The organism is Klebsiella terrigena (assembly GCF_006539725.1).
Classification (GTDB): domain Bacteria; phylum Pseudomonadota; class Gammaproteobacteria; order Enterobacterales; family Enterobacteriaceae; genus Klebsiella; species Klebsiella terrigena.
In genome coordinates this window covers 241,599-255,777 of record NZ_BJNO01000001.1, presented here as the reverse complement: position 1 = coordinate 255,777, position 14,179 = coordinate 241,599, and the positions used below count along the sequence as shown (strand labels likewise).

At 60.9% G+C, this 14,179-nt stretch carries 15 protein-coding genes; 5 read left to right on the top strand and 10 right to left on the bottom strand.

The features are described 5' to 3' along the window. Positions 1-106 precede the first annotated feature (106 nt). The 5 genes from RTE01_RS01180 to RTE01_RS01160 form a co-directional block, all read right to left on the bottom strand. Positions 107-823, bottom strand: a complete 717-nt coding sequence (locus RTE01_RS01180; RefSeq protein ID WP_041145495.1) for an ABC transporter ATP-binding protein — start codon at positions 821-823, stop codon at positions 107-109. Continuing rightward, on the bottom strand, positions 820-1,695 hold the full coding sequence (locus tag RTE01_RS01175; RefSeq protein WP_134525924.1) for an ABC transporter ATP-binding protein: 876 nt from the start codon (positions 1,693-1,695) through the stop codon (positions 820-822). Before RTE01_RS01175 ends, RTE01_RS01180 begins: the two co-directional genes overlap by 4 nt. After that, complete coding sequence (livM, locus tag RTE01_RS01170) at positions 1,692-2,978, bottom strand: high-affinity branched-chain amino acid ABC transporter permease LivM (protein ID WP_141334574.1); 1,287 nt, start codon at positions 2,976-2,978, stop codon at positions 1,692-1,694. The genes RTE01_RS01175 and livM overlap by 4 nt, the downstream gene beginning before the upstream one ends. Before the next feature lie 10 nt (positions 2,979-2,988). After that, positions 2,989-3,903 (bottom strand): ABC transporter permease subunit, encoded by a 915-nt coding sequence (locus RTE01_RS01165; protein ID WP_041145492.1) that lies wholly within the window; start codon positions 3,901-3,903, stop codon positions 2,989-2,991. Between the two features lie 106 nt (positions 3,904-4,009). Further along, complete coding sequence (locus tag RTE01_RS01160; RefSeq protein WP_172620476.1) at positions 4,010-5,068, bottom strand: branched-chain amino acid ABC transporter substrate-binding protein; 1,059 nt, start codon at positions 5,066-5,068, stop codon at positions 4,010-4,012. Between the two features lie 660 nt (positions 5,069-5,728). Between RTE01_RS01160 and RTE01_RS01155 the strand changes: the two genes are divergently transcribed. The 5 genes from RTE01_RS01155 (at position 5,729) to RTE01_RS01135 (ending at position 10,246) form a co-directional block, all read left to right on the top strand. After that, complete coding sequence (locus tag RTE01_RS01155; RefSeq protein ID WP_141334572.1) at positions 5,729-7,051, top strand: glycoside hydrolase family 10 protein; 1,323 nt, start codon at positions 5,729-5,731, stop codon at positions 7,049-7,051. 189 nt (positions 7,052-7,240) lie between these two features. Then, complete coding sequence (locus RTE01_RS01150; RefSeq protein WP_041145490.1) at positions 7,241-7,813, top strand: peroxiredoxin; 573 nt, start codon at positions 7,241-7,243, stop codon at positions 7,811-7,813. A gap of 15 nt (positions 7,814-7,828) precedes the next feature. After that, a complete protein-coding gene (locus RTE01_RS01145; protein WP_041145489.1) occupies positions 7,829-9,061 on the top strand; it encodes a protein-disulfide reductase DsbD family protein in 1,233 nt (410 codons plus the stop codon). A 14-nt stretch (positions 9,062-9,075) separates the two neighbouring features. Next, positions 9,076-9,630, top strand: coding sequence for a sigma-70 family RNA polymerase sigma factor (locus tag RTE01_RS01140; protein WP_041145488.1), 555 nt, complete (start codon positions 9,076-9,078; stop codon positions 9,628-9,630). After that, complete coding sequence (locus tag RTE01_RS01135) at positions 9,617-10,246, top strand: NrsF family protein (RefSeq protein WP_041145487.1); 630 nt, start codon at positions 9,617-9,619, stop codon at positions 10,244-10,246. Before RTE01_RS01140 ends, RTE01_RS01135 begins: the two co-directional genes overlap by 14 nt. On the opposite strand, the gene RTE01_RS01130 is transcribed toward RTE01_RS01135, so the two are convergent. From RTE01_RS01130 to RTE01_RS01110, 5 genes are all read right to left on the bottom strand, one after another. Further along, complete coding sequence (locus RTE01_RS01130) at positions 10,243-11,562, bottom strand: type II toxin-antitoxin system HipA family toxin (RefSeq protein WP_141334570.1); 1,320 nt, start codon at positions 11,560-11,562, stop codon at positions 10,243-10,245. The genes RTE01_RS01135 and RTE01_RS01130 overlap by 4 nt on opposite strands. Then, on the bottom strand, positions 11,562-11,834 hold the full coding sequence (gene hipB / locus RTE01_RS01125) for a type II toxin-antitoxin system antitoxin HipB (protein ID WP_041145485.1): 273 nt from the start codon (positions 11,832-11,834) through the stop codon (positions 11,562-11,564). Before hipB ends, RTE01_RS01130 begins: the two co-directional genes overlap by 1 nt. Positions 11,835-12,026: 192 nt before the next feature. Continuing rightward, entirely contained in the window at positions 12,027-12,587 is a 561-nt protein-coding gene (locus tag RTE01_RS01120; RefSeq protein ID WP_041147618.1) for an RNA polymerase sigma factor, read from the bottom strand. A gap of 5 nt (positions 12,588-12,592) precedes the next feature. Then, on the bottom strand, positions 12,593-13,018 hold the full coding sequence (locus tag RTE01_RS01115) for a hypothetical protein (protein WP_134525921.1): 426 nt from the start codon (positions 13,016-13,018) through the stop codon (positions 12,593-12,595). Positions 13,019-13,157: 139 nt separating this feature from the next. Continuing rightward, entirely contained in the window at positions 13,158-14,114 is a 957-nt protein-coding gene (locus tag RTE01_RS01110) for a hypothetical protein (protein ID WP_134525918.1), read from the bottom strand. Positions 14,115-14,179: the final 65 nt, after the last annotated feature.

Sequence of the window (14,179 nt, the reverse complement as noted above, 5' to 3'; positions counted from 1 at the left end):
AACATAGCCGCAGCGCGGCCGCTATTCTTTGATATGAATAGCTAAAAGGGGTAATTATTGCCGCCATCAATCAATAAGCGCCGCGGATACGTGACAGCGTCACCGATCAAACCATCCCCAGATAGGCGTTCCTGACCTCCGGATTGTCGAGCAGCTCCCTCCCGGTACCGCTAAGGCGGATCTGGCCGTTGACCATCACGTACGCCCGGTCAGAGAGCTTCAGCGCGTGGTGGGCGTTTTGCTCCACCAGAAAGAGCGTCATTCCCTGCGCCGTCAGCTCGCGCAGGATCTGAAAGATTTGCTTCACCACCAGCGGCGCGAGGCCGAGGCTCGGCTCGTCGAGCAGCAGCAGCTTCGGCCGGCTCATCAGCGCCCGGGCAATCGCCAGCATCTGCTGCTCGCCGCCGGAAAGCGTCATCGCCCGCTGCGTCCGCCGCTCTTCAAGGCGGGGAAACAGCTGATACATGCGGCGCTTATCCTCTTCCTGATAGCGGCTGCCAATCGGGATGGTCCCCATCAGCAGGTTCTCTTCTACCGTCATATCCGCAAAAATCCGCCGCCCCTCCGGCGCCTGCGCGATGCCGTTGCCGGCGATAAAATGGGTGGATTTGCGGCTGATATCCTCCCCGCGATAGAGGATCTGCCCCTCGGCAATGCGCGGCTGACCAAAAATGGACATCAGCAGCGTGGATTTACCGGCGCCGTTGGCGCCGATCAGCGCCACCGTCTCTCCTTCATTGACCGTCAGCGAGACCTGGTTCAGCGCCTGAATCTGACCGTAAAAGACGTCCACCTGGCGAAACTCAAGCATCGGCTGACTCATACCGCAATCTCCTCTTCATCCGCGCCCAGATAAGCGGCGATAACGCTGATATTCGACTGGATCTCCTGCGGGGCACCGCGGGCAATCACGTCCCCGCGGTCGAGAACAATAATATGATCGGAGATCTCCATCACCATCCCCATATCATGCTCGATCAGCAACACGGTGATGCCGTGATGCTGGCGCAGGAAGCGGATAATTCGGCTCAGGGCGTGCGTCTCCGCAGGGTTCAGCCCCGCGGCGGGCTCGTCGAGGCAGATCATCTCCGGGCCGGTGCACATGGCGCGGGCGATCTCCAGCCGCCGCTGCTGGCCGTAGGAGAGCGTGCCGGCCAGCCGGTTGGCGCAGTCCACCAGATCCACCACCTCCAGCCAGTAGAAGGCGCGGTCGAGGGCCTGATTTTCGGCCTTACGATAGCCGCGGGTGTTGAGGATGCCGGCCACCAGGTTGCGGTTTACCTGCATATGCTGGGCCACCAGCAGGTTTTCGATAACCGACATCTCGCGAAATAGGCGGATATTCTGGAAGGTCCGCGCCAGTCCGGCCCGGTTCACCAGATGCGTGCCGCCGAACATTTTGTAGTAGATCCTCGACCCCAGACGCGCCGGGTGCAGAAAATCATCGGGACGTATCTTTTGCCCGAGGACCTGAATAACGTCGGTCATCGCGGCGTGGGCATTGAGCACAATCGCCCCGCCGGTGGCGCGATAAAACCCGGTCAGGCAGTTGAATACCGTGGTTTTCCCCGCACCGTTCGGGCCGATCAGCGCGGTTATCGATCCCCTTTCCACGTCAAGGTTGACATCGTTAAGCGCCTTGATACCGCCAAAATGCATCATCAGATGCTCTACCCGCAGAATGCTGTCGCTCATGGTGCCACTCCCTTGCGCACGGAAACCCCCGTGCGGCTGGTTCGCACCAGCCCGCGCGGCCGCCAGATCATCATCAGTACCATCAGCACGCCAAACAGCAGGACCCGATACTCATCGAAGCCGCGCAGCAGCTCGGGCGCAACGGTCAGCACAAAGGCCGCCAGCACCACCCCCAGCGTTGAACCCATGCCGCCCAGAACCACGATGGCCAGAATCAGCGCGGACTCAAAAAAGGTGAACGACGTCGGGTTAACAAAGCCCTGGTAGGTGGCGAAAAAGACCCCGGCAATACCGGCGGTCGACGCGCCGAGCATAAAGGCCGAAAGCTTCACCAGCACGTGGTTGAGCCCCATCGCGCGGCAGGCAATTTCGTCCTCGCGCAGCGCTTCCCACGCGCGGCCGATAGGCATCCGCGTTAGGCGATGTTTGATAAACAGCACCAGCACCACCACCAGGCACAGCACGCCATAGATAAAGATAAACTTGAGGTTGGGGTTGTAGCTAACGTGAAGAAACTCGTGGATTGGCACCCCGCCGTCCTTCGCCCTGCGCCCGAACTCCAGCCCAAACAGCGTCGGCGCCGGCACGGAAATGCCGTTCGGCCCGCCGGTAAAGCTGACCCAGTTGTTCAGCACCAGGCGAATAATTTCGCCGAACCCGAGGGTGACGATCGCCAGATAGTCCCCATGCATGCGCAGTACCGGAAAACCGAGCAGCGCCCCCGCCAGCGCCGCCATGATGGCCCCCAGCGGCAGCATCGCCCAGAACCCGAGCCCCAGATACTGGTAGCCCAGCGCCAGGCCATAGGCGCCAATCGCATAGAACGCTACGTAGCCCAAATCAAGCAGCCCGGCGAGCCCCACCACGATATTCAGCCCGAGCCCAAGCAGCACGTAAATCAGCCCGAGAATGGCCACCGTCAGCAGATACTTGGTGGCGATAGCCGGAAAGATGAGCGCCGCCAGCAGCATCAGCGGCATCATCCAGCGCAGCCGCGAGCGATAGCCGACCGGACGAACGTACACGCCGTCATCGGCCCCTTCAAAACGGGCGATAAATTTGCGTCCACCGCGGCTTTGCAGCAGCAGGCTCAGCAGCAGCCTCCCCACCATCACCACCGCGACGATGACCGCCACCCGACGGGTGGAGAGTTCAAAACTGTAGCCTTTCAGCACAATGCCGACGATCGGTCCAAACACTATCAGCGCACACAGCCCCGCCAGCACGCTATCAATCAGGCTTTTTTTAATATCCAGCCCTTGCCTGCGCGATACTTCACCCATGTTTTACCCCTTAAACCTTTGCGACCATCGGACGACCCAGCAGCCCCTGAGGGCGAAAAATCAAAATTGCCACCAGCAGAGCGAAGGAAAACACGTCTTTGTAATCAGAGTTCACCATCCCGGCAAACTGGGCCTCAGCCACCCCCAGCAGCAGGCCGCCGAGCATCGCGCCCGGCAGGGAGCCAATCCCGCCCAGCACCGCGGCGGTAAAGGCCTTAATGCCGATGATGAAGCCGATATAAAAATCGAAGGTGCCGTAATTCATCGTCACCAGCACGCCGGCCAGCCCGGCCATCGCAGCGCCGATCATAAAGACCAGCGAGATAACCCGGTCGGTGTTAATGCCGAGGATCGCGGCCATGCGCCGATCCTGCTGCGTCGCGCGGCAGACGCGCCCCAGCCGGGTATGGTTAATGACCCAAGAGAGGATAAGCATCCCCGCCAGCGCGGCAACGAGAATAAATATTTTAGTCCACGTAATTTGCACCACGCCGTCGCCAACCTCGAAGCGCAGCACCCCCGTCAGCAGGGTCGGGATCCCCTGCTGGTTCGGCCCCTGGCTGATTTGCACATAGTTCTGCAGGATAAGCGACATGCCGATTGCCGAGATGAGCGGCGCCAGGCGGGTGGAGTTGCGCAGCGGCCGATAGGCGATACGCTCGATCGTCCAGCCGTAGACGCCGGTCACCACGATGGTGAACACCAGGGTGCCGAAGATCAGCAGCGGAAAGGAGTGAATGCCGAACCACGAGAGCAGCGCCAGGCCGATGGCGCAAAGGTAGGCGGAAACCATATAGACTTCGCCGTGCGCGAAGTTAATCATTCCGATAATGCCGTAAACCATGGTGTAGCCGATGGCAATTAATCCGTAAACGGCTCCCAGCGTCAGCCCATTAATCAGTTGTTGCAGAAAAAACGCTTCCATAGAAACCATCCTGCCAGTAAGCAGGCAGCGACCGGCAGGCTCCCGCCGTGCGCTGCCTTCAGTAGTACGACGCCCTTTTTACAGGGACAAAGAGTTCAGCAAACGGCTAAAGCTGATGATACTTGCCCTTGTCATCCCATGCGTAGACCACATAATCCGACACCTTCAGATCGCCTTTACCGTCCCAGGCCTTTTTGCCCATCACCGTATCGACGCTATGACTTTTCAGCCACTCGCTGGCCTTAGTGTTGTCGGCGCCCACCGCGTTATAGGCCGCAGCGATAGCCTGGATCGAGGCATAGGCGTAAAGGGTATAGCCTTCTGGTTCGAAGCCGCTGGCGCGGAACTTCTCAATCACCGTTTTGCCCTCAGGAATGGTGCGCGGATCCTTACCAAACGTCATCAGCACGCCGTTGGTAAACTGCGGGCCGCCGGCGGTGGTCACCAGCTCCTCGGTTACGACACAGTCGCCGGAGAAGAATTTCGCCTGCAGCCCCTGCTCCCGCATCTGCCGCACCAGCGGGCCGGCTTCCGGATGACAGCCGCCGAAATAGACCACGTCAGGCTTCAGCGCGCCAATTTTGGTGACCAGGGCGTTGAAGTCCTTCTCACCCCGCGACAGCCCTTCGTACAGCACCTCTTTGGTGCCGCGTTTTGCCAGCGCCGCGCGGGTGGCGTCGGCCAGCCCCTGACCGTAGGTATCCTTGTCATGAATGACGGCTATTTTCTTCGCCTTCAGCACGTCAAGCATATAGTTCGCCGCAATCGCCCCCTGCTGATCGTCACGGCCGCACATGCGGAACATATCCTTCATCCCGCGCTCGGTGATCAGCGGGTTTGTTGACCCCGGCGTAATCGTCAGGATCCCCGCCTCGTCGTACACTTCGGATGCCGGCATCGTCGATGATGAGCAGAAGTGTCCGACAACCGCGGAAACCCCCGACTCATCAACCAGACGGTTGGCTACCGCTACGGCCTGCTTCGGTTCACAGGCATCATCCCCCTGCACCAGCACAATTTTTTCGCCCTTAATTCCTCCCGCCGCGTTAATGTCTGCTACCGCCTGCGACGCCCCTTTCCAGTACTGGGCGCCATAGGAAGCATTGGGTCCGGTGAACGGCCCGGCAACGCCAATCTTCACATCCGCCTGTGCGCAAAATGCCACGCTCATACAACCTGCAATCGCAAAATGAAGAGTCAACTTTTTAAGTTTCAGAGACATTCAGATATTCCTCAGCGATTTATAACCTGGCGCCATTAGATGACGCGGAAAATATCACTTACCGTTTTGTTTGCCGAAGGCCGTTATCCAGCCGCAGCGGCTAAAGGTGGAAGAAGCAAAAACCCCGCCAGGAAGAAATGACATGACAGATCGCTTACTAATAGATGAGAGCAACGCGTAACAGCCGCGGTCACCGCCACCGACCAACGTGCATTTCAGGACAAGTCAGGAGATAGGTTGCCATCACGTGGCGAATTGAGGACTGCGGCATCCGTTCCGACCCGCGTGCTAAACATAGTTGTTCCTGGCAGGCGTTGCGCACCGGGCTGGTGCAAAAGTGCGAAAACGATCATGGGCGTGAAAAATTTTGTTGCAATATTGTGAACAAGCTAGCAAGAGCGATCGTTTCGCCCCGCGGTTGCCCTACGTAATGCAAAAAATAGATTACGCGTGCCCAAACCGCAGCCGATTTAACGCAGACCTAAAAAGCTAAAGGCCGACGCCGACGGCGGGCCCGGATAATTCCCCACATAAAGGATTGACTTAACAACGCATAATACGAAAATGCTTCTTTTACGCGACCAACAGAATAAGCCCACGTCTATGATTATCCGCTCCCGTCGCTTTTTTATCGCTACCCTGGCCGCATCCGCCGCGGCGGTGGCCACCGCCTTTATCCTCGCCAGCTGCAGCAGCCAGCCGCCCCGTTCGCTGGTCACGCCGCTGCCGCCGGCGGTTAAACAGACGGCGCTGCCAAAAACGCACGAGCCGGTACGCGGCGTCTGGCTGACGACGGTCTCGCGCCTCGACTGGCCGCCGGTGGGATCGATCATTGCCAGCAGCCCGGAGAGCCGGATTAGCCAGCAGAAGGTGGCGCTGATTGCCAAGCTCGATAATCTGCAGCGCCTCGGGATTAACACCGTCTTCTTCCAGGTCAAACCCGACGGCACCGCGCTGTGGTCGTCAAAGATTTTACCCTGGTCAGATATGCTGACCGGCGCCATTGGCGAAGACCCGGGCTACGATCCGCTGCAGTTTATGCTCGATGAGGCGCACAAGCGCGGGATGCGGGTTCACGCCTGGTTTAACCCCTACCGCGTGTCGGTGAACACCCGCCCGAAAACCGTCGCCGAGCTCAACCGCACGCAGTCGCAAAGCCCGGCCAGCGTCTTTGTCCTGCACCGCGACTGGATCCGTACCGCCAGCGACCGCTTTGTTCTCGACCCGGGTATTCCAGAGGCTCGCGACTGGATAACCCGTATCGTCGCCGAAGTCGTCGAGCACTATCCGGTCGACGGGGTGCAGTTTGACGACTATTTCTATACCGAAACGGCGGGGTCGGCCCTTAACGATAATCAAACGTTCCAGCAGTATGGTCAGGGCTTTGCCAGCAAGGCAGACTGGCGCCGGCACAATACCCAGCAGCTGATTGAGCAGGTGTCGCGCACCATCAAGCAGATTAACCCCAGCGTGGAGTTTGGCGTCAGCCCGGCCGGCGTGTGGCGCAATCTCTCCCACGATCCCGCCGGCTCAGACACCCGCGGCGCGGCGGCTTACGATGAGTCCTACGCCGATACCCGCCGCTGGGTACAGCAGGGGCTGCTCGACTATATCGTGCCTCAGCTCTACTGGCCGTTTGCGCGCGACGCCGCCCGCTATGACGTACTCGCGAAATGGTGGGCGGAGGTCGTCAAGCCAACCCACACGCGGCTCTATATCGGCGTGGCGCTGTACAAAGTCGGCGAGCCGTCAAAAAATGAACCCGACTGGATGGTTAACGGCGGCGTGCCGGAGCTGAAAAAGCAGCTCGACCTCAACGATGCGATCCCCGAAATCCAGGGCACCATTCTGTTCCGCGAGAACAATCTCAACCAGCCCCAGACCCGCCAGGCCGTCAACTATCTGCAGAGCCGCTGGGGAAATTAATCTCTGCCGCCTGCGGACCCGTTTCGCAGGCGCTTCCTCTCCACTTCCTCGGTCCCGTGCATCGCACGATGAGCCGGGCGCACTTTTTTTTCACCTGCGCGCAACTTTTTCCCCCGCTGCGGCGAACTGAATAGCTGAGATGAATGAGTTTGGCCAAACCGGCACTCCCCCAAATCGCAGGAGCAGATAATGACACGCATCAAAAACCTCATCCGTACCCTGACCGTAACCGCCGCCCTCGGCCTCTCCGCCACCGCGTTCAGCGCCAGCGCGGCGCTGCCCGTGGGCGCGAAAGCCCCGGATTTTAAGCTGCAGGGCGCGCTCGCCGGCAAGCCGATGACCTTCTCCCTGCAGCAGGCGCTGCAAAAAGGGCCGGTGGTACTCTATTTCTTCCCGGCGGCCTTTAGCGCCGGCTGCACCATTGAAGCTCATGACTTCGCGGAAGCCACCGACAGCTTCACTAAAATGGGCGCCACCGTGGTTGGAGTGACCGCAGGGAACACCGACCAGGTCAGCGACTTCTCTAAGCTGGAGTGTCGGGATAAGTTCGCCGTCGCGGCGGACCCGGGCGCTAAGGTCGCCGCCCAGTACCAGACGCTGATGGAGATGAAAGGTAAAACGCTCTCCGATCGCACCTCGTACGTCATTGCGCCGGATGGCAACATCCTGCTGAGTTACACTGATAGAAACCCGGATGCACATATCGAGAAGACGCTCGCTGCCGTCAAGCAGTACGACGCCTCTCACCCGCAAACTCATTAAGTAAAGAGGCCAGCGATGTTAACCGCGATGCTGGCCGCCTTTATTGGCGGCATCATTCTCAACTTTATGCCCTGCGTTTTTCCGGTGGTCTCCCTGAAGGCGCTGGGGCTGCTGCGTCACGCCGATAACGCCGCCAGCGCCCGCCGCGAAGGTCTGGCGTTCTTGCTCGGCGTCGTGATTACCATGATGGCGCTGGCGGGCATTCTGCTGGCGGTGCGCGCCGGCGGCACAGCGGTCGGCTGGGGCTTCCAGCTGCAGTCGCCGCTGGTGATCGCGCTGCTCTCCCTGACGATCCTCGGCGCGGCGCTTAACCTGCTTGGCGTTTTCGAGGTCGGGCTGACGGCGCAGCGCGTCGGCGGGCTGGATATCGGCCGCGGCGCGTTTATCCGCTCGGCGCTCACCGGCGCGCTGGCGATCGTCGTCGCCACGCCCTGCGCTGCGCCCTTTATGGCCAGCGCGATTGGCTACGCGCTGGTCCAGCCGCCGGCGGTGTCGTTAACCATCTTCCTCGCGCTGGCGTTCGGCTTCGCCGCGCCCTTTACCCTGGTGTCGCTCTTTCCGCCGCTGGCCAGAATATTGCCGCGTCCCGGCCCGTGGATGGATATCCTGAAACGCGCGCTCGCCTTTCCGATGTTTGGCGCCTGGGCCTGGCTGGTGTGGGTTCTGGCGCAGCAGGCCGGAAGCGCGGCGCTGGCCGCCCTGCTTGCCGCCTCGGTGGTGCTCAGCTTCGCCGCCTGGCTGTACGGCATCGCGCAGCGTCGCGCATTCCAGGGCAAGGGGCATCGGGCCCTGTTTGCGCTAACCGCCGCGCTGGTTGTGGCGGTTCTTGCGCCGCTGCCGGGGCTGGTTAAGCCCGCAGCCTCCTCGCCGGAGCTCGGGCAGACGGCGGAGGTGTCGTCCCAGCGCTGGACGCCGCAAACCGTCGCCGCCCAGCGCGGTCACGGCAAGGCTATCTTTGTGAACTTCACCGCCTCCTGGTGTATTACCTGCCAGGTGAATGAAAAAACGTCGCTCTCCACCCAGGCGGTGAAAGAGGCGCTGGTAAAAACCGATACCCTTTATATGGTCGCGGACTCGACGAAATTTAATCCGGACGTCGACGATGCGCTCAACCAGTTCGGCCAGGGCGGACTGCCGCTGTACGTGGTTTATCCGGCCGACGGCGGGCCGCCGAAGGTCCTGCCGCAGGTGCTGACGCCGGGGATTGTGGTCAATGCCCTGACCCAGGCCGCCGGCAAAAAAGCGTAATAACAAGGCGGACTATGCAAACAAACGATAGCGCGCGCGAAAGCTGGCCCGCGCTAATGGAGCAGGCGCAGGCGGGCGACAGGCTCGCCTACACCCGGCTGCTCAAGGCGCTGGTGCCGACGATCCGCTCGCAGGTGCGCAAACGGATCGCCGATGAGGCGCTGGTGGAAGACGTTATCCAGGATGTGCTGCTCAGCCTGCATCGGGTACGTCACACCTACGATCCGGCCTTTCCCTTTCTGCCCTGGCTGCTGGCGATTATCTCGGCCCGCACCGTGGACGCCCTGCGGCGGCGCGGGCGCTATCAGCACTGGGAAATTTCTGACGAGTCGCTGCCCGAGGCGGCCGCCGCCGACCCGCCGCGCCAGGAGAGCCGGGAGGAGCTGGCGGGCTACCTGCGTCAGCTTCCCCTGCGCCAGCGCGAAATTGTCGAGCACGTTCATCTGCGCGAAATGAGCCTGGCGGAAGCGGCTACCCATAACAATCTCAGCGTGGCGGCGGTGAAATCGCTGCTGCATCGGGCGTTGAAAAACCTGCGTCGATTTGGAGCCCACCATGACCGATCATAATCTGCTTATTGAAAAACTCGGCCGCGAAATGCGCCCGGTCAAACGTCCGTGGCCGACCGGCTGGCGCGTCGCCGGCTGGCTGGCGCTGGCCCTGCCGTGCGCCTGGGCCGCCAGCCTGCTGGTACCGCGCGGCCTCACCGACTGGTCGCAGCCCGGCGCGCGGCTGGCGGTGGTGCAGCTGGTGCTGGCATTTCTGCTCGGAACGTTAACCATTCGCCGCGCCTTTACCATGAGCATTGCCGGGCGCCGGAGCATCAGCTGGAAGGCCCTGTTGCCCATCGCCCTGATGTGGCTCGGCCTGAGCATCAGCAGCATTCCCGGCGACGCGCCGCCGCTGCACGATGACGACAGCGTCAGCTGCTTTACCTTTCTGCTGGTCGTCAGTACGCCGATGATGGTACTGATGATCGCCAGCCTGCGGCGCACACGGGCGCTCTATCCGGCGCGGAGCCTGGCGATGGCCGGGCTCGGCGTTGCCAGCCTGGCGGTGAGCCTGCTGGCGTTTTGCCATCCGGTGCATCTGCACCTGCTCGATTTTGCGCTGCACCTGGCGGCAATCGTCACCATCGTCGCGCTGACGGTGATGGTTGGCAGGCGTTGGGTTAGCGTGAGCTAACCCGCTAGCCCGCTCTGCAGGCGGGCATGGTTTCTGAGGGTGTGCGAGATAATGGCCTGGTAAACCGTCGGGGAAAAATCCTCCGGCAGCGACGCGCTGACCGTCTCGACCGCCCGCGGCAGGTTATCGGCAAAATAGCGCAGGATCTCCAGCATCTGCTGCTGCGCAAATCCCACCTCTTTTGCCGTGGCGAGGAAATGACGCGGGTAGATAGTCTGAATCTCCGTTTTCCGCCCTTTCGACGCTTTCAGGCTCATCGACAGCTTAAGGTCGCTGATATGCAAACCCGCGCCGCCGAGCAGCGGAAACGCCGAGATAATGTCGTAGAACGGCGTCAGGCGGTAGCTGCCGCCGGGCTGCAGGAAAATGGAAAAATTCTTCGCATGCCCGTCGGTGGCGCCGATCAGCCATTGAAAAACGATGAACTTCATAAAATCGGCGCGATCCTTCAGCGCCTCGCTGGAGCCAAGCAGAAACGCCATGATGCTGGCGATCCCCGGCCCGCCGTCGGATTCGTACTTCATCGAGGAAGGAATGCCGAACGCCTGGCACAGATCCTCCTGTGGCAAGCGCAGCAGCCGCGTTTTTTCCTGCGCCCAGCGGCGGTCAAAACGCGCCACCGCCAGCGCCCGGATGCTGCGGGTGGTAATAATTTCCGCGTCCGGCACGGCAAAGCCCAGCGCCCGCGCCAGGGCCAGACAGAGATATTCGTTATCGACGCTCTCGCTGAGATCCAGCACCGCGTCCGGCTGCCTGATCTCGCCGATCGGCAGTTTAATAATATGCGTCGTTGGCGTTGTCGCCGTCGGTATGCACCAGCGGTCGTCCATCTTCAGCAGCGCCGTTTTCTCCTGGGCGCCGGCGACCGATATTCTGAACTCCTCCTGGCCGTTAATCATGCCCAGCGGTATATCCGCGCGGTAGGCCGTCAGCAGCGCGTCAAGCCGGGCGTCGTCGAGCGCTTCCCAGGTCAGCGCGCCGGTCGCCGGAGCGGCGCCTTCGGGCAGAAGAGTGACCGCCCCGACGCTGTCGCGCCCCACCTCGGCCAGCAGGTCGAAGGGCTGCTTTGAGCGGGCCTGATAGCGCTTAACAATACGGTCACGCACCAGCGGGCTGTCGGGCAGCAGGTTGTCGAAGTAGTTAAACACCGCATCCGAAGTGATGTTGCCGAACTGCAGCGGCAGCGACAGGGAGAGCGGGCGGGCGCGCGGGTTTTGCAGCCAGCGCGGTTCATAGCGGAACTGATGCGCGCCGTTGGCCAGCTTGACCAGCTCCCCGACACGTTCATTGTTCATCCACGTCACGAGCGTTGCCATTACCACTCCAGATCCCGTTCGCTATCCTGTTGCTCAGGACCCGACGTGGCGCCCTTTTCGCACACCACCATCGTCATTTCAAGAGATTGTAAAATCTTAAAAAGCGTGGTGAGGGTGGTTTTGTCCGGATGGTTTTCGAAGTTCGAGATCGTCGCCTGCTTAATGCCTATCCGGCGGGCCAGGTCGCTTTGTGTCCATTGGTTTTTTTGCCGCACCAGCTTGATATGGTTTGCCAGCTGGGCCGGGCTGTAGATCGTCGGAGGCGTTATCATAGTCTTATCTATCCTCTTGTGGGGATAAGACCCTATTTATACCCTGGTGAGGATAATGTCAACTTTTGGCCGGGATATCCCCACAAGAGGATAAATACGTTGATATCCTCTGGTGGGGATAAAACGTCAGATATCCCCTGTTAAGGATAATGCGTGCGGCCCGATCGCCGCGCTCGGCGATCGGGCCAGGATTTACCCACTCATCAGCTCATCATAGAGGACGCGCAGGCGCGTACGCAGGTAGAGCACGGCTTTATGCTTGCGCGATAGCAGGGCCTGCTCGCTGGCCCCGCACTCTGCGGCCAGCTCTTTGTAGCTGTAGCCCAGCAGCTCGGTCTTTTCAAAGACCTCCCGCTGGGCGGCGGGCAGTTCGGCTAGCGCCTGGTTCAGCTCCTCCCACAGCAGCTCCTTCAGGTACTCGTCCTCCGGCGTTTGCGGCACCCCAAACAGGGTCTCCGCCAGCTCATCTTCCGGGAACTCGCCCTCTTCATCCCCGGAGAAGTAGTCCGCCAGCGGCAGCTCGCGCTTTTTGCGCGCCCGGTCGGTCATTTCGTTGCGCGCGGCGCGGAACAGCCAGGCGGCAACGTTCTCCACCGGCTGCTCGACCGTCATCAGCTGCCAGGTCACTTCCTGCAGAATATCGTCAGCCTCGTCGCGTACCGACGTGCGGCCGCGAATAAAGGCCTTCAGCCGGGATCGGCAGGCGTTGAGCGCCGAAACAAGCAGTGACTCCCCCGCCGCTGCGCCTTTCATTTCGCTCACTCGCTCGGCGTCGTTTTAGACGCATCGTCTGCCGGCTGCGCGGGCTCATTGCGGCGATCGCGCCAGCCGCAGTGCCCGCGGCGGTCGCGGTGACCAAAGCGCTGCATAAACTCTTCGCGCTGCTCGGGATTCATCTGCATCCAGCGTTCATGCATGCGCCGACGCTCGCGTCCCATGCCGAACATTCCCGGGCGGAAGCCAAGGCCGCCGAAGAGGATCCGCGACAGCGCCAGCAGACCTAAAGCCTGCCAGAAGCCGATGCTTTTAACGCCAATAATCGCCGGCAGCAGCGCGTTCCACAGCGACATCACCACCAGCCCGAGTAGCGCGACGATCGCCACGCCAACGATCAGCGCTTTGCCTATCCGAGGATGCCCAAAGCCGTAGTGACGGCGGTTGTCATGCCTATCGAAATTTCTCATCCTGTTGCTACCTCATGATTGTCGTGAATAGGAACTGCTGATGAGGTAGACGAATGAGCCGGAGAAATATTGCTAACAATTTTAAAAAAGCGGCTAAATATATTCATGCGCTGAATTTTGGGCAGCGAAGTTGCGCGCGCTAAAAGCTCATCGCCAGGCCAACGCCGTAGCCCTGGGTATTTTCACCAAACATATAGCGCGCCACGAGGCGGGTACGGCTGATAAAAAAGTCATACTTGCTGCTATCCAGCTCCAGGCCGATCCCCAGCGAGCTGAGGCCGTTGAAGCCCAGCTGCCCGCGCTGATCGCCCAGATACTCGGTATGGGCCCCTTCGAGAACGTAGCGCACCGGGCTTTTCAGCAGCGTCCAGTCGGCGATGGGTGCCCGGCGACGAACGTAGAGCCCGAGGTTTTCGGCGCTCGCCTGACCGCTGACCGCCTCGGGCGTATTGCCGAAAGTCTGCAGGCTCATGGCCGAGTAGCGAAGTTCGATATCAATATCCTGGGCGGGAGAAAACAGCTCGTAGTCCAGCATCAGCGACCCGCCCAGTCCGTAGGCGTTGAGCCTGCCGCCGTCGAGGAATTGAAAATCGGCGTCCCTGCGCCGCTCAATCGCCCAGCTGCCGATACGTACGTCGCTGGCCATCGTGCCGAGCATCACGTTAACGATGGGCCGCAGCACCAGGCTGCCGCCCCACCGGTCTTTATAGAGCCGGAAATCCCAGCCGACGCCGCCGGTGGCGGTGAGGCTGTTCCAGCGGGTCGGTATTTTGCGGCTGTCGCTGCCGTCGCTGAGCACAAACTGCGGATCGTAGCGGCTGTAGCCCATCGTGCCCTCAAGGTAAATCGGGACGCTTTCGCTCATCGTCGCGCCGCCGCCGAACTGGGTAATCGACAGCTTGTTCTTCTCGTTAGTGCCGGAGCCGATATTAAGATCGCTGGCGGTAACGTCGGGAACGACGGTATAGCTCATCAGCATCAATACCGCGTTCGCCCGCTGCTTTAAATGGCCGCCATCGACGGCGAAGGCAGGCGTCGAGACCAGCAGCAGAGCGGCAGCCAGCGTGGAGAAGTTGCGGAATAAGGAAACGCTCATAGCTTAGTGGTCACCTCGTCCGCCGATTAGCGATTAGCCTGACCCAACGGGCCCGTTTGCTATCC